Raw genomic sequence first — 19,611 nt, 5'->3', positions numbered from 1 at the left:
AGATTCTTTGCGCGGCGGGCAGTTGGGCACGGCGACGGCCCCGCGGGGTTGACACCGACCTGGCCCGGCAAGAAAGTTTCACCTGCCGAGCAAGTGCCCGAAATTTTCTTTCACACGGGGAGGGCCGGGACATGGACGGCGGCGGCGCGGAGGTCCACAGACGGTCGGGACGTGTTCAACCGGGGCCGTCCCGGCGAAGGTTCGGGGCAGGGCTGCTCGCCCTCGGCGGGGTCGTCGCCCTCGCGCCGTTCCCCGCGGGCCCGGCCGCGGCGGCTCCGGCCGGCGAGACGTCCCCGGGCGAGGCCCGGCCGACGCTGCGGCACGGCTCCGCGGAGAGCGCCGGGCTGCTCCCCGGCGAACTGCGCCAACTCGTCGCCGACGCCGAGAAGTTCCTTGACCCCTCCCCCAAGCACCCGTGGTACGCGGGCGCCGTGCTGCTCGCCGGGCGCGGCGGCACGGTGGCGCTGCATCAGCCCATCGGGATGGCGGTGCGCTACTCCGCGTACGAGGAACAGACCGACACCGGCGTGGAGTTCCCGCCCGAGCAGCAGATCCCGACGGCCGCGGACACCGTGTACGACCTCGCGTCCGTGTCCAAGCTGTTCACGTCCATCCTGGCCGTGCAGCAGATCGAGCGAGGCGCGCTCGGCCTGGAGGACCGGGTGGCGCGGCACCTCCCCGAGTTCGGCGCGGCCGGAAAACAGGACGTGACCACCCGTCAACTCCTCACGCACACCTCGGGGTTCCGCGCCTGGATCCCGCTGTACAAGGAGCCGACGTACGAGGGGAAGCTGCGGCTCGTCTGGGACGAGCAGCCGATCGCCGAGCCAGGCACGAAGTACCTCTACTCGGACCTCAACCTCATCTCGCTCCAGCTGGTCCTGGAGAAGATCACCGGGCGGCGGCTCGACGTACTGCTCCGCGAGGAGATCACCGGGCCGCTCGGCATGCGCCGCACCCGCTACAACCCGCCCGCGTCCTGGCGCCCGAAGATCGCCGCGACCGAGGACGCGCGACTGCCCTGGTCGGGCCTCGAACGCGGCCTGGTCTGGGGCGAGGTGCACGACGAGAACGCCTTCAGCCTCGGCGGGGTCGCCGGGCACGCGGGCGTGTTCTCCTGCGCGTGGGACCTCGCCGTGCTCGGCCGTACGCTGCTCAACGGCGGCTCGTACGGCGAGGCGCGGATCCTCGCGCCGGAGTCGGTGGAGCTGATGTTCACCGACTTCAACACGGACTTCCCCGGCGACGAGCACGGGCTCGGCTTCGAGCTCTACCAGCACTGGTACATGGGCGCGATGGCGACACCGCGCACGGCGGGGCACACCGGGTTCACGGGCACGTCCCTCGTCCTCGACCCGACGACCGACTCGTTCCTGGTGCTGCTCGGCAACTCCGTTCACCCGGTGCGGAGTTGGCGCTCCGGCTCCGCACCCCGGGTGGCGGCGGCGAACCGTCTCGCCCGCGCGGTCCCGGTACGGCCCGCACGCGGGGGCTCCGCCTGGTACGCGGGGATGGCGGGCTCCACGACGGCCACGCTGACGTTGCCCGCCGTCACGGTCACCTCCGCCGAGGCGCGGCTGCGGTGCGAGCTGTGGTGGGACACCGAGCCGGGCTCCGACCGCGCGCACCTGGAGGTGTCCGACGACGCGGGCGCGAGCTGGCGGGCAGTGCCGTTCACGACCCGCCGCGCCGGACAGGAGCCCCGCCTCCACGAGTCCGGCTCGGTCTCCGGCTACTCGGGCCGCGCCTGGCACACCGCCACGGCCTCCCTCGCCCCATGGACGGGCGGCAGCCCACTCCAGCTGCGCTGGCGCTACGTGACGGATCGCTTGTACGTGGGGCGGGGCGTGTACGTGGACGGCCTTCGCGTGGAGGACGGGGAGGCGGGAGTGCGGTTCGAGGAGGCGCGGCCGGGGGATGCGGCACGAATCCACCCGTCAGGCTGGACCCGCGAGTCGACCTGACCCCACCCCAGGTGACTCCGCCCCCGGCCCCCCGCTCCTCAATCGCCGGAGGGCTCCCGGGGTGCGTCGTCGGCTCTCCCACCGTGGTGGGGCTGTGCCCACCCGTTCCGCCCTGCGGAACGCCTGCCCACAGCCAGGTGCCCCGTAAGGGGCGCGGGGAACTGCGCGCGCAACCACGACGGCGGGACAGCCGAACGAACAGCGCCGCAGGCTTTCGGGAAGGGGCGGGGTGGGGAAAGGAACCGCCCCCGCCCCGAACCGTCAGTACTGCTGAGGCGGCTGCTGGCCGTAGGGAGCCTGCTGGCCATAAGCCGGAGGCTGAGCCTGAGGCGGGTACTGCTGCTGGTACTGCTGCTGAGGAGGAGCCTGCTGGTACTGCGGCTGACCAGGCGCCGGCGCCTGCTGATACTGCTGCTGCTGAGCCGGCGGCGCAGGCGCGTACTGCTGCTGGGGCGCCGGGGCGGCGTACCCCTGCTGCGGAACCGGCGGAACCGGCGGCCCCGCCTGCGCAGCGAGCCCACTGCCCGCAGGGACGTAGTGGATCCGCCCCGTCGGATCGGGCACCTGCACGTACCCCGCCGCCCGCAGCTGCCCTTCGTATGTCGTGTGCCGCTTGCGGGTCCAGAACACCATGCCCACGGCCAGGCACATCGCGAGGATCCAGAACGGGATCCAGAAGACCGCCGCGTCCTCGCCGTCCCGCATCAGGCGGAGCAGGCAGATCACGGTGATCGGGATGACCGCCATGACGCGCCGCTTCTCGTTGTGGCGGCCGGTGAGGTCGAAGTTGACCTGGGTCTTGAGGAGTTCGGGCGCCTGCGCCGGCAGCGGCGGCAGCTGGCCGCCCGCCGCGGCCTGCGGGAACTGCGCCCAGGCCTGCTGCGCCCGCTGCCGTGCCTGCGGCGACGGGTCCGGGACCATGAGCAGCTGCGTGCCCTTGCTGACGTACCGCGCGTCGGCGTACTGGTAGCCGAACTGCTCACCGAGGTGCGCGAGTCGGGACAACTTGCCCACGGTCGACCACATGCTGGTCACCTCGACGGGCGCTCCCTGCGCCATCAGACCCACCATCGTGCGGACCTGGCCAGTGCTCACGGTTCTCCCTCCCCGGCGGGCATACCTTGCTCGTTCCGCCGTCGGGCCACCCTTTCACACCGGAACGGCGCGTTCAGTCGCCGGTCACAGGCCGAGCACGGCCATCGCGGCGTTGTGTCCCGGAATGCCGCTCACTCCCCCGCCGCGCACCGCACCGGCTCCACACAACAGCACGTTCGCGTACACGGTCTCCACACCCCAGCGCCCGGTCCCCTCCTGTGCGTACGGGAAGGGCAGGTCGCGGTGGAAGATGTTGCCGCCGGGCAGCCGGAGTTCGCGTTGCAGGTCGAGCGGGGTCTTCGCCTCGACGCAGGGGCGGCCCCGCGCGTCCTCGGCGAGACAGTCCGCGAGGGGTTCGTCGAGGTACGCGTCGAGGCGGGCGAGCGTCGACTCCAGGAGCGCGGCGCGGGTCGCGTCGTGGTCGGCGGCGAAGAGGCGGGCCGGGGTGTGCAGGCCGAAGAGGGTGAGGGTGTGGTGGCCGTCGGCGGCGAGGTCGGGGCCGAGGATCGACGGGTCGGTCAGCGAGTGGCAGTAGATCTCCGACGGGGGCGCCGCCGGCAGCCGGCCCGCGCTCGCCTCGGCGTACGCGGCGGCCAGCTGCGCGTACCCCTCGGCGACGTGGAAGGTTCCGGCGAAGGCGTGGTGCGGGTCGACGGCGCTGTCGCGGAGCCGGGGCAGCCGCTTCAGCAGCATGTTGACCTTGAACTGGGCGCCCTCCGCCGGAGGTTCGGGCGGGGTCTGGCCGAGCAGGGCGGCGAGGGTGTCGGGGGACGCGTTGACGAGGACGTGCCGGGCGGTGACGGTGGCCTCGGCGCCGTCGGGGGTGCGGTGGGTGACCTCGGCGCGGGTGCCGTCGGCGTCGATGTGCAGCACCTCGTGGCCGGTGCGGAGGTCGGCGCCCGCGGCGCGCGCGGAGTCGGCGAGGGCGTCGGTGAGCGCGCCCATCCCGCCGACGGGCACGTCCCAGTCGCCGGTGCCGCCGCCGACGACGTGGTAGAGGAAGCAGCGGTTCTGCCGCAGTGACGGGTCGTGGGCGTCGGCGAACGTGCCGATCAGGGCGTCGGTGAGGACGACGCCGCGGACCAGGTCGTCGTCGAAGTGCGCCTCGATCGCCGTGCCGATCGGCTCTTCGAACAGCGCCCGCCAGGCCGTCGCGTCGTCGACGCGTTCACGCAGCTCGGCGCGCGTGGGCAGCGGCTCGGTCAGGGACGGGAAGACCCGCTCGGCGACCCGCGCGGTCATCGCATGGAACCGCTGCCAGGACGCGAACTCCCGCTCCGATCCGGTGAGTTGACGGAAGGACTCGCGGGTGCGGGCGGCCTGACCGGTGACGAGCAGCCCGGTGTCCCGGCCGCCGCGCCGCACGGGCGTGTACGAGGACACGTCCCGCTTGCGCACCGCGAACGCCAGGTCGAGGTCCCGTACGACCTTCTTCGGCAGCAGGCTGACCAGGTACGCGTACCGGGAGAGGCGCGCGTCCACCCCGTCGAAGGCGTACGTCGACACCGCGGCGCCGCCGGTGCGGTCGAGGCGCTCCAGGACGAGGACGCGGCGGCCCGCGCGGGCGAGGTAGGCGGCGGCGACCAGACCGTTGTGGCCGCCGCCGACGATCACGGCGTCGTACGCGGAGCGCGCTGCGGTGGGCATGGCTCCTGGGTAGCACGGGGGCCGGAGGCGGGCCACGGGTGCGTAGCCCACCTGCCCGCATGCCCGCATGCCCGCCCTGCGTACTACCCCCGCTGCCGTGCGATCCGCGCGTACAGCTCCGCCGCCTCCGCGCCGCGGCCGAGCCTCTCCAGGCACAGTGCCTCGTCCTGGCGGGCGGCGAGGGACTCGGGGTGGCCGGGGCCGAGGACGCGTTCGCGGGACTCGGCGATCGTGCGGTACTCCCCGAGGGACTCCTCCCACTGGCCGAGCCAGCCGTGGCCGACGGCGACCTCGCGGCGGCTGACCAGGGTGTCCGGGTGGTCGGCGCCCAGGGCCCGGACGCGGGCGGCGCACACCGCGCGGGCCTCGTCGAGCGCCTCGGGCCAGCGGCCGAGCCGGCCCAGGTTGACGCCGATGCCGTGCCGGGCGCGCAGCGTCTCAGGGTGGTCGGCGCCGTGCACGCGGGCGCGGTCGGCGGCGAGGCCCTGGTAGAGGGCGAGGGCTTCGGCGCTCTGGCCCAGGCGGCCGAGGCTGATGCCGACCTCGTAGCGCGCGGCGAGCGTGTCCGGGTGGTCCGCGCCGAGCGCCTGCCCGCGCGCCTCGGCCACCTCGCGGTACGCCTGCAGGGCCTCTCCCCAACGGCCCAACTGCCCCAGGGCGTACGCCACTTCGTACCGGGTCACGAGCGTGTCCGGGTGGGCGGGGCCGAGGACGCGGGCGCGGGCCTCGGCGACCTCGACGGCCATGCCGTGCGCCTCTTCGAGGCGGCCGAGGCGGCTGAGGTTGTAGGCGAGGTTGTGGCGGCAGCGCAGGGTGTCGGGGTGGTCGGGGCCGAGGTGCGGGGAACGTTCACGGCCGGCGAGCACGGCCGTGTAGATCTCGTGCGCCTCGAAGTGCCGGCCGAGCTGGCCGAGGACGTACGCGATCTCCTGGCGGGCGCCGAGCGTGTCCGGGTGGTCGGCGCCGAGGGCGCGTTCGCGGCCACGGGCGACGTGCTCGAACTCGCGGAGCGCGTCGGTGGGGCGGCCCGTGCGGCTGAGGGTGAACGCCACTTCGTAGCGGCTGGCGAGGGTGTCGGGGTGGTCGGCGCCGAGGGCCTGCTCGCGGTCGGCGGCGACCTTGCGGTGCACCTCGACGGCCTCGTCCCAGCGGCCGAGGCGGCTCAGGCTGAGGCCCGCGGTGTGCCGGGTGGCGAGGACCGACAGCAACTCCGGTGGGGCGGTGGAGCGTTCGGGCCTGCGGGGCTGGCCCGCGTCGGGGGTGCGGCGGCCGTCGATGCGGGAGATCCACTCGCCGGTGAGGCCGGCCGCGGCGTCGAGCGGCACGGCGCGCAGGTCGACGGCGCCGGTGGCCTTGGGGCCGGTGGTCATGCCGCGGGTCCAGTCGGGCAGTTCGGCGGGCTCGGCCCGTTTGGCCTGCGCGGGGACGCGGGGGGACGGAGTGGCGGGGGCGGCGGGGGCGAGGGTGCCGCCGCGGGCCGCGGTGATGCGGTGGGCGAGCTCGCGGGCGTCGCCGGGGCGGTCGTCGGGGGACTTGGCGAGCAGGTCGAGGACGATCCGCTCCAGGAACTCGGGGAGTTCGGGCCGTTTCGAGCGGGGCGGCTCCGGGGTGGTGTCGCGGTGGCCGAGGAGGACGGCCCAGGCGTCGCCGTGGTCGAAGGGCGGGGCGCCGGTGGCGATCTCGTACAGGACGCAGCCGAGGGAGTAGAGGTCGCTGCGGTAGTCGACCGGTTCGCCGCCGATCTGCTCGGGCGACATGTAGTGCGGGGTGCCCATGGCGATGTTGGTGCCGGTGAGCTTCGCGGTGAAGCCGGCGTCGTGGCCGAGGCGGGCGATGCCGAAGTCGCAGATCTTCACCGTGCCGTCGGTGAGCCGCATGATGTTGGCGGGCTTGAGGTCGCGGTGGATGATGCCCTGGTCGTGGCAGTAGGCGAGGGCGTGCGCGACCTGTTCGGTGACCTCGACGACGTCCGCGACGGCGAGCGGGCCCTGCCCCTCGTCCTCCATGAGCTGGCTGAGGTTGCGGCCGTCGAGGAGCTCCATGACGAGGTAGAGCACGCCGTCGTCCTCGCCGAAGTCGTGCACGACGGTGATGCCGCGGTGCTGCAGGGACGCGGCGACACGGGCCTCGCGGCGGAAGCGTTCACGCAGCACCTTGCCGATGCCGGGGTCGCCCTGCTGCGGGCCGAGGGGCTTGAGGCACTTCACGGCGACGTGCCGGTCGAGGGACTCGTCGCGGGCGCGCCACACCTCGCCCATGCCGCCGCGCCCGATCCGGTCGAGCAGCCGGTACCGGCCCTGGATCAGCCTGGTGTCCGCCATCTCGTGCTGTCGCCCCCGTCGCCTCGCATCGCCCTCCCCGGCCCGTCCAGTATGGCTGCCCGTCCGCGGAGTTTGTACGGTGCGGGCCTGCTGCCGGGGCCGAGCCGCTCCATGGCCCGCAGGATGTGCTGGGGCGGCAGCTGCCAGCGTAGACGTGCGGGGATGCAGCGCAGGATGTTACCGGCGGCGCGCAGCCGGAGATCCACCACCCCCGGCGCGGGCCCCGGCCTGCCGTACAACTCGTGGGCGTACGGGGGCAGTGCGGCGTACGCGAGGTTCGCGACGCGCGGCCAGAGGAGGTCACGCGCGGGGGCGAGGAGCGGGGGTGCGGGCGGGCGCCGCAGGAAGTCGTCGACCTCGCGCGCCTCCGCGCCGACGTACAACCGTGGCCGCATGCGTGCGACATAGGCCCGCAACTCGGCCCGGTCCGCGGGGACTTCGGCGGGGTCGAGGCCGACGAGGCGGGCGCTCTCTCGCTGTTCGGCGATGTACCGGTCGGCGAGGGCGGGGCTCAGCGGGAACCCGGAGCGCCGCAACACCTCGACGTAGCTGGCGACTTCGGTGCAGTGCACCCACAGCAGCAGTTCGGGGTCGTCGACGGGGTAGACCTCGCCGGTGTCGGGGTCGGTGGCCTTCAGGCGGCGGTGCATGCGGCGGATACGGGCGGCGGCCTTGTCGGCGTCGCGCGTGGTGCCGTAGCTGAGGGCGCCGACGAAGTCCGCGGTGCGCAGCAGCCGCCCCCAGGGGTCCCGGCGGAAGTCGGAGTTCTGCAGCACGCCGCGGACGACGCGCGGGTGCAGCGCCTGCAGGTACAAGGCGCGGATGCCGGCGATCCACATCACCGGGTCCCCGTGCATGTGCCAGGTCACGCTCCCGGGCCCGAAGTACCCGGGGTCCCGGCCCGCGTCCGGCCCGGGGCCCACTCCCACGTCGGGCCTGGACTCCGCGCTCACGTCCGGCCCGGGGTCCGCGCTCACGTTCCGCACGGCGGCACCACCTCCCCGGCTCGTCACCCAGGGTAGGCGTGCGGGGCGCGGGGCGGGAGTGCCCGGGGATCAGCCGCCGTAGGGGTGCGGGTCGAGGTGACTGAGCCGGTACGGAAACGCGTCGGGCATCGTGCGCCAGCCCTGGCCCTGGAACTGCACGGAGCACCAGGAGCCGTCGGAGAAGCCGATCTCGTGGCAGCCGCCGACGTCGTCGCTCCGGTCCCGGATCCAGCTGACGTGCCGCACGTCCAGGGACAGCCCGGCCTCGACACGGCGGGGCGCGCCGCGGAACGACCCGGCGTGCGAGACGTACACGAGCTGGAGGCGGCGGCCGGTGATCTGCACGACCGTGTCCACGCCGTTCCTGGTACGCGGGCACAGGCCCCGGGCGAGCTGTCCGGCGAGGCTGTCCCAGCCGCCGCCGAAGGGCCTGCCGCCGGCCGTCCGCCGTCCGCCCGGCGGGTCCGGGACGAACGTGAGGGTCGAGAGCACCAGGTACACGTTGGCCGGCCACAGGCACCAGCTGAACAGTGTGCGCCGCTCGCCCCGCAGGACGCGCGGGCGGCGGAAACGGCCCGGCTTCGGCGCCCGCCCCGCCACTCCGGCCACGTGCGCCCCGCGCAGCACCTCCCCCGCGGGCACGAGGGCTCGCGCCCGGTCGACCGCGTCGCGGGTCCGCTCGGTCGTCCTGCCCACGCGGGCTCCTCCCCCTGGTCGTACGCGTGCGGGGGCGATTCCATCACGGACGGCCGGTGAAGATCGACTCCGGTGCCGGGTACGGGGGTCGGGGCGCGACGGCCGCGCTCACGCCTCCAGAACGACGACCGCCTCGTCCGTGTACGCCAGGAACGTCAGCGTCTCGTGGAAGTACAGGTCGATCTGGTGGGCGTCGTGGGAGGTGTAGCCGATGGCGACGTCCTGGCCGAGGCGGAGTTCGAAGTCGCCGCCGCGGGTCGACAGGACGAAGCCGCCGCTGAGCGCGGGCGCCCAGATCGGGGGGCCGTCGAGCATCCGGGCGAGGTGGGCGGCGATCGGGTAGCCGTGGTCGGAGGTCTCGCTGACGGCCCGGTACTCCTCAGCACCGAGCAGGAGCTGGTACGGGCCGTCGACCCCGGCGAGGCGGAGTTCGGTGAGGGCGCGGCTGACCGCGTCGGGGTAGTCGCGGGCCTCGGCCGGCAGGCTCACCACCGGGTTGGAGGAGCAGGCGCGCAGCCCGTCGATCTGGGCGGCGGAGTACCCGTCGAAGATCGTGCGGTCCTCCACGTACGCCATCGTGCGGGCCGCGTCCTTGACGGGCTGCCAGTCGGAGTCCTGGGCGCCGCGGTCCACGTCGTCGACGGCGGAACGGTCGACGGTGAACGGCACGCGCAGCTCGACGAGCGGCCGGGACTCGCGCAGCCGGGCGTTGACGCCGGGCGCGGGCGGGGTCATGTCGATGAGGTGCCCGGTGCCGACGGCGGACAGGCGCGGGCCCTCGGCGTCGGGTACGTCGACGACGCGGCGGCCCGCGACATGGCGGCGGAACGTACGGCGGGCCTCCTCCTCGATCTCGGCCCAGGCGGCCGGGGTGATCGGGGCGAGTTCGCGGTGCAGGTTGGTGACGACGGGAGGCGTCATGGGGTTCCTTTCAGGCTGCCGATGCCGAGCGAGCCGCTGCCGGCTGCGGCGTGCGCGGCGGGCTCGGGCTCCGGCGCCTCGGCCGGGTCCGCGGTGTCGGCGGTGGCGGTGGCGGTGGCGGCGGTATCGGCGGTTGGGGCGATCTCGACGGAGGAGGCGGACGTGGCGGGCTCGGTGGGCAGGATCGTCACGGCGGACGGCCCCGGATCGGCGATCGGGGCTCCGGCGGGCAGCGGCTCGGGCGTGCGCAGGGCGTCGGACGTGTCGGGCGGGCCGGGGAAGTCCTCGAGGAGTTCGGCGCTGGGCACGAAGAACAGGCCGCCGGTGACCGCCGTCGAGAAGTCGAGAATGCGGTCGGTGGTGCCGGGCGGGTCGCCGATGAACATGTTGCGCAGCATCCGCTCGGTCACGTCGGGCGTGCGCGCGTAGCCGATGAAGTACGTGCCGAACTCGCCGCTGCCGACCCGTCCGAACGGCATGTTCTCGCGGACGATCTTCCGTTCGGTGCCGTCGTCGTCAGTGACGGTGTTGAGCGCGACATGCGAGTCGGCGGGCTTCACGTCGTCGGGCATCTCGACGTTGTCGGACTTGCTGCGGCCGATGACGCGTTCCTGCTCCTCGACGCTGAGGGCGTTCCAGGCGGCCATGTCGTGCACGTACTTCTGCACGATGACGTAACTGCCGCCGCGGAAGGGCGGGTCCTCGTCGCCGATGTAGACCGCGTCGCTCGCGGCGGCGCCGGTGGGGTTCTCGCTGCCGTCGACGAAGCCGAGGAGGTCGCGGGCGTCGAAGTAGCCGAAGCCGTGGACTTCGTCGACGACGGTGACGGCGTCGCCGAGCGCGTCGACGATCAGGCGGGCCAGCTCGAAGCAGAGGTCGGGGCGGCGGGCGCGCAGGTGGAAGAGGAGGTCGCCGGGGGTGGCCGGGGCGCGGTGCCGCGGGCCCTGCAGCTCCTCGAAGGGGTGCAGTTCGCGCGGGCGCGGGCCGCCGGCGAGCCGGTCCCAGGCGGCGGAGCCGATCCCGGCGACGCAGGCGAGGCCGGCGGCGGACTCGCGGAACGAGACGGAGCGGATCAGTCCGGCCAGGTCCTGGAGGGTCTCTCGCACGGTGGGCTCGCCGCCCGGGTTGAGGGTGGCGACGAGGAAGACGGCGGCTTTGGCGGGCGGGGTGATGACGGGTTGCGCGGCGACCATGGGACTTCGGGACTCCGTCGGGCGAGTAGGGCGAATCGACACTTATCGGTCAGCGTCAGCGTAGGCGGGGGTGCGCGAGGGTGCAGCCCGTCGTCGTCTTCCGGGTGCGGGTCCGTCGTGGCTGGTCGCGCCCCGCGGCGGAGCCGCTGATGTCACAGTCCCGCGCCCCTGAGATGGGCACTTCGTGCACCATCTCCCCGAGAAGGCGCGGCGCAGCCGCATGCCTTCAGGGGCGCGGGGAACTGCGCGAGCAACCCCCACCGGCCCGCAGCCCGCGACGAAACCCGCCCGCCCCACAAGAGCGGCCTACAGGAAACCTGCGGCACCGCTTAAGAAAACCTCGATGGACCCGGGACGCCCGGTACGGAAGAGTCTGGCGCGGCGGTGCCACGAACCGAACCGCCGCCCCCACCCATCACTCTCCCCGCGCCGGGCCGCGCCCCGCCCTGCCCGCGTGCGTGCCGAGAGGGGCCCAGAAGGAGTCGAGCCGTTGAAGGCACTGGTCAAGGAAAAGGCCGAACCGGGACTGTGGCTGGCGGACGTGCCGGAGCCGGCCGTCGGCGCCGGTGACGTGCTGATCAAGGTGCTCCGTACCGGGATCTGCGGCACCGACCTGCACATCCGCGCCTGGGACGGCTGGGCCCAGTCGACCATCGACGCGCCGCTCGTCGTCGGGCACGAGTTCGTCGGCGAGGTCGTCGAGACGGGCCGTGACGTGACCGGGATCGACGTCGGCGACCGGGTCAGCGGCGAGGGCCACCTGGTGTGCGGGACCTGCCGCAACTGCCTGGCCGGGCGCCGCCACCTGTGCCGGGCGACCGTCGGCCTGGGCGTGGGCCGCGACGGCGCGTTCGCCGAGTACGTGGTGCTGCCGGCGTCCAACGTGTGGGTGCACCGGGTGCCCGTGGACCTCGACATCGCGGCGATCTTCGACCCGTTCGGCAACGCCGTGCACACCGCCCTGTCGTTCCCGCTGGTCGGCGAGGACGTGCTGATCACGGGCGCGGGGCCGATCGGCCTGATGGCGGCGGCGGTCGCCAAGCACGCGGGCGCCCGCAACGTCGTCGTCACCGACGTGAGCGAGGAGCGCCTGGACCTCGCCCGCAAGGTCGGCGCGAGCCTCGCCCTGAACGTGGCGACGTCGACCATCGCCGACGGTCAGCGCGAGCTGGGCCTGCGCGAGGGCTTCGACGTGGGCCTGGAGATGTCCGGCAACCCCACCGCGATGCGCGACATGCTCGCCAACATGACCCACGGCGGCAAGATCGCCATGCTCGGCCTGCCCGCCGAGGAGTTCGCCGTCGACTGGGCCCGCATCGTCACGTCGATGATCACGGTCAAGGGCATCTACGGCCGCGAGATGTTCGAGACCTGGTACGCGATGTCGGTGCTGCTCGAGGGCGGCCTCGACCTCTCCCCCGTGGTCACCGGCCGGTACGCGTACACCGACTTCGACGCCGCCTTCGAGGACGCGGCGAGCGGCCGTGGCGGCAAGGTCATCCTCGACTGGACCGCCTGACCTCTCGCTCCCCCGAGCCCCGAACTCCCCTTCTCCATAAGGACTCACGCATGTTCGACAACGTACGAGCAGACCTGCAGGCGACCCTCGACGAGATCACCGCGGCCGGGCTGCACAAGCCCGAGCGGGTCATCGGCACCCCGCAGTCCGCGAGCGTCGAGGTGACCGGCGGCGGCCGACCCGGCGAGGTGCTGAACTTCTGCGCCAACAACTACCTCGGCCTCGCCGACCACCCCGAGGTGATCGCCGCCGGCCACGCGGCCCTGGACCGCTGGGGCTACGGCATGGCGTCCGTGCGCTTCATCTGCGGCACGCAGGAGGTGCACAAGGAGCTGGAGGCGCGGCTGTCCGCGTTCCTCGGCCAGGAGGACACGATCCTCTACTCCTCCTGCTTCGACGCCAACGGCGGCGTCTTCGAGACCCTGCTCGGCCCCGAGGACGCGGTGATCTCCGACGCCCTCAACCACGCCTCGATCATCGACGGCATCCGGCTCTCCAAGGCCCGCCGCTTCCGCTACGCCAACCGTGATCTGGCCGATCTGGAACGGCAGTTGAAGGACGCGTCCGACGCGCGCCGCAAGCTGATCGTCACCGACGGCGTGTTCTCCATGGACGGCTACGTGGCGCCGCTCGCGGAGATCTGCGACCTGGCCGAGCGGTACGACGCGATGGTGATGGTCGACGACTCGCACGCCGTCGGCTTCGTCGGCCCCGGCGGCCGCGGCACGCCCGAGCTGCACGGCGTCATGGACCGCGTCGACATCATCACCGGCACCCTCGGCAAGGCCCTCGGCGGCGCGTCCGGCGGCTACGTCGCGGCCCGCGCGGAGATCGTCGCCCTGCTGCGTCAGCGCTCCCGCCCGTACCTCTTCTCGAACAGCCTCGCCCCGGTCATCGCAGCCGCGTCGCTCAAGGTCCTGGACCTCCTGGAGTCGGCGGGCGACCTGCGCGAGCGGCTCGCGGCGAACACGAAGCTGTTCCGTACGCGCATGACGGAGGAGGGCTTCGACATCCTCCCCGGCGACCACGCCATCGCGCCCGTCATGATCGGCGACGCGGCGGTCGCGGGCCGCATGGCCGAACTGCTCCTGGAGCGCGGGGTGTACGTGATCGGCTTCTCGTACCCGGTGGTGCCGCAGGGGCAGGCGCGGATCCGCGTACAGCTGTCGGCGGCGCACTCCACGGCGGACGTGAACCGGGCGGTCGACGCGTTCGTCGCGGCCCGCGCGGAGCTGCAGGCGGCCGACCAGGCCTGAGCCCAGTCGTGAGCCCAGGCCTGGGCTCACGTCCGAGGACAGGTCCGAGACCGGGGATAATCGACGGCATGATCGAAGCGCGGCGGCTGCACATCCTCCGGGCCGTGGCCGACCACGGCACCGTGACGGCTGCGGCCGCCGCGCTCTATCTCACGCCGTCGGCGGTGTCGCAGCAGCTGGCGGCGCTGGAGCAGGAGACCGGGCACAAGCTGGTCGAGCGGGGTGCGCGGGGCGTACGGCTCACCGCGGCCGGGGAGATCCTGCTGACGCACACCAACGCGGTCCTCGCCCAGCTGGAGCGGGCCGAGGCGGAGCTCGCGGCATACAGCACGGGCGAGGCGGGCACGGTGACGCTGGCCTCGTTCGCGACCGGCATCGGCCTGGTCGTCGGGCCCGCGCTCGGGCACCTGGCGGTCACGTCGCCCGGCATCCGGGTCCGCGTCCAGGACACGGAGGGCGACGCCAGCCTGGCGATGCTGCTCGACCGGCGCATCGACGTCGCCGTGGCGGTCGAGTACCGGGGCGCGCCGGGCGCGGACGACGACCGGATCACCCGGGTGCCGCTGTACGCCGAGCCGTTCGACGCGGTCCTGCCGGTCGCGCACCGGCTCGCGGACGCGGAGTGGGTACGGCTCGGGGATCTGGCGCAGGACACGTGGATCGGCCCGTATCCCGGCAACCCGTGCCACGACGTGGTCGTCCTCGCCTGCGAACACGCCGGGTTCTCCCCGCAGTTCGAGCACTCCTCGGACGACTTCCGCGCGGTGGTGGCGCTGGCGTCGGCGGGCGCGGGCGTGGCCCTGGTCCCGCGGTCGGCGCTGCGCGGGGTGGATCTCGCGGAGGCGGCGGTCCGGCCGGTGGACGGGATCCCTCCGGAGCGCAAGGTCTTCGCGGCGGTCCGCCACGGGGCGGAGGCGCATCCGCTGATCGCCCCGGTCCTGCAGTCCTTGCGGAAGGCGGCGTCCGCCTAGGCGTCCGTTTCCTTTCACCTGCGGTCCGGTGGGGGCTGGTCGCGCCCCGCGGCGGAGCCGCTGATGTCACAGCCCCGCGCCCCTGAAATGGGCACTTCGTGCACCATCTCCCGAGAAGGCGCGGCGCAGCCGCATGCCTTCAGGGGCGCGGGGAACTGCGCGAGCAACCACGACGGCGCCGCAGCCGAGCACCCTCACCGCCGAACCCGCGGCATCCCCAGCCCGATCCAGGCGATGATCTCCCGCTGGATCTCGTTGTTCCCCCCACCGAAGGTGAAGATCACCGCCGACCGGTACCCGCGCTCCAGCTCCCCGTGCAGGACCGCCCCCGCCGACCCCTCCTTCAGCGCGCCCACCGCACCGACGACCTCCATCAGCCACGCGTACGCGTCCCTGCGCGCCTCGGAGCCGTACACCTTGACCGCCGACGCGTCCTGCGGGGTGAGCGTGCCGTGCTGGACGGCGCTGACCATCTGCCAGTTGAGGAGTTTCATCGCGTCGAGCCGGGCGTGGGTGCGGGCGAGGCGCTGCCTGACCCAGCCGAGGTCGATGACGCGGCGCCCGTCGGCGAGTTTCGTGCCGGCCGCCCACCGCTGGACGTCGTGCAGTGCGCGGATCGCCATGGTGCCGTGCGCGGCCAGCGTGACCCGCTCGTGGTTGAGCTGATTGGTGATCAGGCGCCAGCCCTTGTCCTCCTCGCCGACCCGGTGGGTGACGGGCACGCGGACGTTCTCGTAGTAGCTGGCGGTGGTGTCGTGCGAGGCGAGGGTGTTGATGACGGTGCAGGAGTAGCCGGGGTCGGAGGTCGGCACGAGCAGCATGGTGATGCCCTTGTGCTGCGGCACGCCCTCCTCGGGCACGGTGGTGCGCACCGCGAGCCACACCCAGTCCGCGGTGTCGCCGTTGGTGGTCCAGATCTTCTGGCCGTTCACGACGTACGTGTCCCCGTCGCGCACCGCCCGTGTCCGGAGCGCGGCGAGGTCGGTGCCGGCCTCGGGTTCGCTGTAGCCGATGGCGAAGTCGATCTCGCCGGCGAGGATCTTCGGCAGGAAGTACGCCTTCTGCTCGTCGGTGCCGAACTGCATGAGGGTCGGCCCGACGGTGTTGAGGGCCATCAGCGGCAGCGGTACGCCGGCCTGCGCGGCCTCGTCGAAGAAGATGAACTGTTCCATCGGGGTCAGGCCGCGGCCGCCGTACTCCTTCGGCCAGCCCACGCCGAGCCAGCCGTCGGCGCCGAGGCGGCGGACGGTCTCGCGGTAGAACTGCTTCTGCTCGGCGGGGTCCTCGTAGCGGGCGTACGCGTGGTCCGGGACGAGCTCGGCGAAGTAGGCGCGCAGCTCGGTGCGCAACCGCTGTTGCTCAGGCGTGTATTCGAGGTGCACGGCCCCTCCAGACTCTCGCGGTGCTGCGGCGGCGCACACGGTAGAACGTGTTTCACAAATTCGGAAGGGCCGCGCCACGCGGGTCAACTCCCTTACGTCCGGGGGGCGTTCGGGCCATCTGCACCCCAACTCCCCGACAACTACTGTCCGTAGTCAATGCTGACAGTGCCTTTATGTGCCGCCGCAGCCGCGCCCGTCCCGACGGAACACGCTTACGAACGCCCTGAGCGGGAATGATGCCTTCGACAACGTCGCGCTCCCCCGGTCGAGAGGGAGCCAGGGGCGCCGGAGCAACACTCGGCGCCGGGACCATTTTCGTCACTCCTCGTATAAGGAGCTGAGTCTTCCAGGTGGGCCATGAAGTTCTCTGAGCCGGCCTTCGGCCTCCAGCACCGCTCAGTGGGCGAGACGCTCGTGCTCGTCCTGTACGGCGAGATCGACGCATGGGCCCATCAGGTACTGGCGCCACGCCTGACGGGCCTGCTCGTCGAACTCCCCTGGCGAGAAGTCGTCGTGGACCTCCGTCCGGTGACCTTTCTGGACGCGAGCGGACTGCGGCTGCTCGTCCGCATCAGACGCCATTGCACGGCACGCGACGCCCGCGTGCGCCTGGTCCGCGGCATCCCACGGGTGCGCCGGGTCCTGCTGCTCACCGGGCTCGACCAGTGCTTCACGGACTGGGAGACGCTGCCACCGGAACTCGACGCGCCACGGCAGCCGTGCGCGGCCTGCGGGGCGCCACCCGCCTGCGGCAGGGCGGCCCGTACGCACAACGGGGTGCACCGGGCCGCTCCTTGACGGTGCATCAGACCGCGGAAGGGCGCGCCGTCAACCCCGCCACGCCGAGGCGCGGGTGACCAACTTCGTTTATTTGCCGCGGAGTTGGGGGAGTAACGCCCTCGGCGCAACTCTTCACACAACCTCCTCCCGAGGTGTCCTGAAGACGCCTTGTTCCGCCAACTCCCCCCGCCTAATACTGCGTTCAGCACTCGAGCATCAGGAGTCTCAAGCACACATGCTTGGCCCGGCCGATCGACCGCTCGGGCACTGACGGGGGAAACTGATCAAGTGCGCGTGGTGCCGCGTCCGACCAGACGCGGCGGCGCGCGGCGTGGTGTCGCGACCCTCTGCCGTCTCTTGGTGCCTGTCAACCGGTGCCTGAGAAGGGATAGGAGGGGGAATGCCGACGCATGCAGTGAGCGCTGCCAAGCCGACGTATCCCGGCGTCTACGTCGAGGAACTTCCCAGCAGTGCCCGCACCATCTCGACCGTCACCACCTCGGTGACCGCGTTCGTGGGACACACCCGGCGCGGCCCGCTCAACGAGCCGGTGCGCATCACCAGCTTCGCCGAGTTCGAGCGCCGCTTCGGCGGGCTCAGCTCGCAGAGCGCCGTCGGCTATGCCGTGCACCAGTTCTTCGGCAACGGCGGCACCGTCGCCGTGATCGTGCGGGTCGCCAAGGCCCGCAGCGGCAAGGCGGCCTGCGTCACCCTGGAGTCCACCCAAGGCCGCAGCGAGTGCCCCGTCCTGGAGGTGCACGCCAAGGAGCCGGGCGTGTGGGGCAACGGCCTGCGCGTCGCCGTCGACTACGACACGCCGTGCCCGGACGAGACCTTCAACCTGCGCGTGTACGACGCGCGCGGCACCGCCCGCGAGGCCTTCACCGGCCTGTCCATGGACGCCTCCCACGGCCGGTACGCGCCGACGGTCATCAACTCCGGCTCCCGCCTCGTCCGCGTCGAGGCCGTCGGCGAGGACCGCCCCGACCCGTCGGGCACGGTCTCCAAGCCCTTCGGCGCCGAACTCCCCGATCTGGCCGTCGACTTGACGGTGAAGATCGGCGAGGTGGAGCGCGAGTTCACGCTGTACGACCCGGACGCGGACGGCGAGGCGCCCTGCACCGTCACCGAGCTCGCCCAGCTCCTGGAGCGCAAGCTGCGGGCCCTGCCCGACGCGCCCGGCAAGCACGCCTTCGCCGGCGCCGAGGTCACCGCGTTCGGCGACCGCATCCAGGTCGTCGCGGGCTCCACCGACCCGGACGACGTGGTCCGCTTCGTCGGCGAGTGCGCCAACGACCTGGGCCTGGAGGCCTCCGTCAACCCGCCCGTCTTCCCGCTCGAGGGCGGCGAGGACGGCGACCCGCCCGGGCCCCGCGACCTGATCGGCAGCGAGTCCGGCAAGACCGGCATCCAGGCGCTGCGCGACGCGGACGACGTCAACCTGCTCGTGCTGCCCGAACTCGCCGCGTACGACTCGGTCGAGGACATGGTCACCGTCGTCTCGGCGGCCCAGCGGCTCTGCCGGGAACGGCGGATCTTCCTGCTCGTGGACGCGCCCAGCACCTGGGTCAGCGTCGACACGGCACGCGCCGGGCTCGCCGCGTTCGAGCCGGTGCGCGGCAACCACGCGGGCCTGTACTTCCCGCACATCCAGCTCACCGACCCGCTCACCGGCCGGCTGCGCTCCTTCCCGCCGTCCGGCGCGGTCGCGGGCGTGTTCGCGCGTACGGACGCGGAGCGCGGCGTGTGGAAGGCGCCGGCCGGCACGGAGGCGCGGCTCGCGGGTGTGCACTCGCTGACGGTCAAGCTCACCGACCGGGAGAACGGCCTGCTCAACCCGCTCGGCGTGAACTGCCTGCGGACCTTCCCGATGGCCGGGCCGCTGGTCTGGGGCTCGCGCACGCTGGAGGGCGCGGACGCGCTGGACAGCGAGTGGAAGTACGTGCCGGTGCGGCGGCTCGCGCTGCATGTCGAGGAGAGCCTGCACCGCGGCCTGCAGTGGGTGGTGTTCGAGCCGAACGACGAGAACCTGTGGCAGCAGATCCGCCTCAGCGCCTCCTCGTATCTGCACAACCTGTTCCGGCAGGGCGCCTTCAAGGGCGGCACGCCGCGCGAGGCGTACTTCGTCAAGTGCGACCACGACACGACGACGGACGAGGACATCGCGAACGGTGTGGTGAACGTGCTGGTCGGCATCGCGCCGGTGAAGCCCGCCGAGTTCGTGATCGTCAAACTCCAGCAGACGGCCGGGCAGTTCGCGCTCTGACGCCTCGCGGAACGAGCCTGTTGATCGAGAAGGAATCCGATGCCTGAGTTCACAGTCAACGCCCAACGCTTCGATCCGTACAAGAACTTCAAGTTCCTCGTCCTGTGGGACGGCCGTACGGTCGCGGGCATCAGCAAGATCAGCCCGCTGAAGCGGACCACCGAGGTCGTCAAGCACCGGCACGGCGGCGACCCCAGCACCCCGCGCAAGTCCCCGGGCCGCTCCGAGTTCGAGGGCGTCACCCTGGAGCGCGGCGTCACCCACGACCCCGAGTTCGACCGCTGGGCCAACAAGGTGTGGCAGGTCGGCGCCGGGCTCGGCTCGGAGGTGTCGCTCGCCGACTTCCGCAAGGACATCGTCATCCAGGTCCTCAACGAGGCCGGTCAGGTCGCCGTCTCGCACAAGCTGTACCGCAGCTGGCCGAGCGAGTACCAGGTGCTCGGCGAGCTGGACGCCAACGCCAACGCGGTGGCGATCCAGTCGCTGAAGCTCGAGTGCGAGGGCTGGGAGCGGGACTACGAGGTTCCCGAACCGCAGGAGCCCTCGTTCCTCAACCCCGCCTGATCCGGCGGGAGTTGACGTACGGGCCCGGGTTCGGGGGAACCGGCGCCACC

15 protein-coding genes are annotated in these 19,611 nt (G+C 72.7%); 7 read left to right on the top strand and 8 right to left on the bottom strand.

Going from position 1 to position 19,611, the window contains the following annotated elements:
* Positions 1-131 precede the first annotated feature (131 nt).
* Positions 132-1,964, top strand: coding sequence for a serine hydrolase (locus ACIDOF_RS35485; protein ID WP_409010360.1), 1,833 nt, complete (start codon positions 132-134; stop codon positions 1,962-1,964).
* 261 nt (positions 1,965-2,225) lie between these two features.
* Here ACIDOF_RS35485 and ACIDOF_RS35480 read toward each other — a convergent pair whose 3' ends face one another.
* The 7 genes from ACIDOF_RS35480 to ACIDOF_RS35450 form a co-directional block, all read right to left on the bottom strand.
* Complete coding sequence (locus ACIDOF_RS35480) at positions 2,226-3,059, bottom strand: hypothetical protein (RefSeq protein ID WP_409010359.1); 834 nt, start codon at positions 3,057-3,059, stop codon at positions 2,226-2,228.
* Positions 3,060-3,143: 84 nt separating this feature from the next.
* A complete protein-coding gene (locus ACIDOF_RS35475) occupies positions 3,144-4,706 on the bottom strand; it encodes a phytoene desaturase family protein (RefSeq protein ID WP_409010358.1) in 1,563 nt (520 codons plus the stop codon).
* Between the two features lie 83 nt (positions 4,707-4,789).
* Positions 4,790-7,027, bottom strand: coding sequence for a tetratricopeptide repeat protein (locus tag ACIDOF_RS35470; protein WP_409010357.1), 2,238 nt, complete (start codon positions 7,025-7,027; stop codon positions 4,790-4,792).
* On the bottom strand, positions 7,009-7,884 hold the full coding sequence (locus ACIDOF_RS35465; RefSeq protein ID WP_409010376.1) for an oxygenase MpaB family protein: 876 nt from the start codon (positions 7,882-7,884) through the stop codon (positions 7,009-7,011). Before ACIDOF_RS35465 ends, ACIDOF_RS35470 begins: the two co-directional genes overlap by 19 nt.
* Before the next feature lie 198 nt (positions 7,885-8,082).
* Positions 8,083-8,709, bottom strand: coding sequence for a hypothetical protein (locus ACIDOF_RS35460; protein ID WP_409010356.1), 627 nt, complete (start codon positions 8,707-8,709; stop codon positions 8,083-8,085).
* Between the two features lie 108 nt (positions 8,710-8,817).
* Positions 8,818-9,630, bottom strand: a complete 813-nt coding sequence (locus ACIDOF_RS35455; protein ID WP_409010355.1) for a family 1 encapsulin nanocompartment shell protein — start codon at positions 9,628-9,630, stop codon at positions 8,818-8,820.
* On the bottom strand, positions 9,627-10,823 hold the full coding sequence (locus ACIDOF_RS35450) for a Dyp-type peroxidase (RefSeq protein ID WP_409010354.1): 1,197 nt from the start codon (positions 10,821-10,823) through the stop codon (positions 9,627-9,629). The genes ACIDOF_RS35455 and ACIDOF_RS35450 overlap by 4 nt, the downstream gene beginning before the upstream one ends.
* Positions 10,824-11,313: 490 nt before the next feature.
* Here ACIDOF_RS35450 and tdh point away from each other — a divergent pair, with 490 nt between their 5' ends.
* The 3 genes from tdh (at position 11,314) to ACIDOF_RS35435 (ending at position 14,569) form a co-directional block, all read left to right on the top strand.
* Positions 11,314-12,342: an L-threonine 3-dehydrogenase gene (gene tdh / locus ACIDOF_RS35445; RefSeq protein WP_409010353.1), complete on the top strand. Its 1,029-nt coding sequence runs from the start codon at positions 11,314-11,316 to the stop codon at positions 12,340-12,342.
* A gap of 50 nt (positions 12,343-12,392) precedes the next feature.
* Positions 12,393-13,598 (top strand): glycine C-acetyltransferase, encoded by a 1,206-nt coding sequence (locus ACIDOF_RS35440; RefSeq protein ID WP_409010352.1) that lies wholly within the window; start codon positions 12,393-12,395, stop codon positions 13,596-13,598.
* 68 nt (positions 13,599-13,666) lie between these two features.
* Entirely contained in the window at positions 13,667-14,569 is a 903-nt protein-coding gene (locus ACIDOF_RS35435) for a LysR family transcriptional regulator (RefSeq protein ID WP_409010351.1), read from the top strand.
* A 194-nt stretch (positions 14,570-14,763) separates the two neighbouring features.
* Here ACIDOF_RS35435 and ACIDOF_RS35430 read toward each other — a convergent pair whose 3' ends face one another.
* A complete protein-coding gene (locus ACIDOF_RS35430; RefSeq protein WP_409010350.1) occupies positions 14,764-15,951 on the bottom strand; it encodes an acyl-CoA dehydrogenase family protein in 1,188 nt (395 codons plus the stop codon).
* Positions 15,952-16,308: 357 nt separating this feature from the next.
* On the opposite strand from ACIDOF_RS35430, the gene ACIDOF_RS35425 reads away from it, so the two are divergent.
* The 3 genes from ACIDOF_RS35425 (at position 16,309) to ACIDOF_RS35415 (ending at position 19,561) form a co-directional block, all read left to right on the top strand.
* Positions 16,309-16,749: an STAS domain-containing protein gene (locus tag ACIDOF_RS35425; RefSeq protein ID WP_409010349.1), complete on the top strand. Its 441-nt coding sequence runs from the start codon at positions 16,309-16,311 to the stop codon at positions 16,747-16,749.
* Positions 16,750-17,131: 382 nt separating this feature from the next.
* Entirely contained in the window at positions 17,132-18,997 is a 1,866-nt protein-coding gene (locus ACIDOF_RS35420) for a phage tail sheath family protein (RefSeq protein ID WP_409010348.1), read from the top strand.
* 39 nt (positions 18,998-19,036) lie between these two features.
* Complete coding sequence (locus ACIDOF_RS35415) at positions 19,037-19,561, top strand: phage tail protein (protein ID WP_409010347.1); 525 nt, start codon at positions 19,037-19,039, stop codon at positions 19,559-19,561.
* The last annotated feature ends 50 nt before the right edge of the window (positions 19,562-19,611 follow it).

The organism is Streptomyces sp. Da 82-17 (assembly GCF_046098215.1).
Classification (GTDB): Bacteria; Actinomycetota; Actinomycetes; order Streptomycetales; family Streptomycetaceae; genus Streptomyces.
The sequence above is the reverse complement of the archived record's forward strand: the minus strand, read 5'-3'. Positions and strand labels throughout refer to the sequence as shown.

Coding starts and splice junctions, on each gene's coding strand:
- ACIDOF_RS35470 (WP_409010357.1), bottom strand. CDS start 7,027: ATGGCGGACACCAGGCTGATCCAGGGCCGGTACCGGCTGCTCGACCGG.
- ACIDOF_RS35425 (WP_409010349.1), top strand. CDS start 16,309: ATGAAGTTCTCTGAGCCGGCCTTCGGCCTCCAGCACCGCTCAGTGGGC.
- ACIDOF_RS35455 (WP_409010355.1), bottom strand. CDS start 9,630: ATGACGCCTCCCGTCGTCACCAACCTGCACCGCGAACTCGCCCCGATC.
- ACIDOF_RS35420 (WP_409010348.1), top strand. CDS start 17,132: ATGCCGACGCATGCAGTGAGCGCTGCCAAGCCGACGTATCCCGGCGTC.
- ACIDOF_RS35475 (WP_409010358.1), bottom strand. CDS start 4,706: ATGCCCACCGCAGCGCGCTCCGCGTACGACGCCGTGATCGTCGGCGGC.
- ACIDOF_RS35435 (WP_409010351.1), top strand. CDS start 13,667: ATGATCGAAGCGCGGCGGCTGCACATCCTCCGGGCCGTGGCCGACCAC.
- ACIDOF_RS35485 (WP_409010360.1), top strand. CDS start 132: ATGGACGGCGGCGGCGCGGAGGTCCACAGACGGTCGGGACGTGTTCAA.
- ACIDOF_RS35440 (WP_409010352.1), top strand. CDS start 12,393: ATGTTCGACAACGTACGAGCAGACCTGCAGGCGACCCTCGACGAGATC.
- ACIDOF_RS35450 (WP_409010354.1), bottom strand. CDS start 10,823: ATGGTCGCCGCGCAACCCGTCATCACCCCGCCCGCCAAAGCCGCCGTC.
- ACIDOF_RS35465 (WP_409010376.1), bottom strand. CDS start 7,884: ATGCACGGGGACCCGGTGATGTGGATCGCCGGCATCCGCGCCTTGTAC.
- ACIDOF_RS35415 (WP_409010347.1), top strand. CDS start 19,037: ATGCCTGAGTTCACAGTCAACGCCCAACGCTTCGATCCGTACAAGAAC.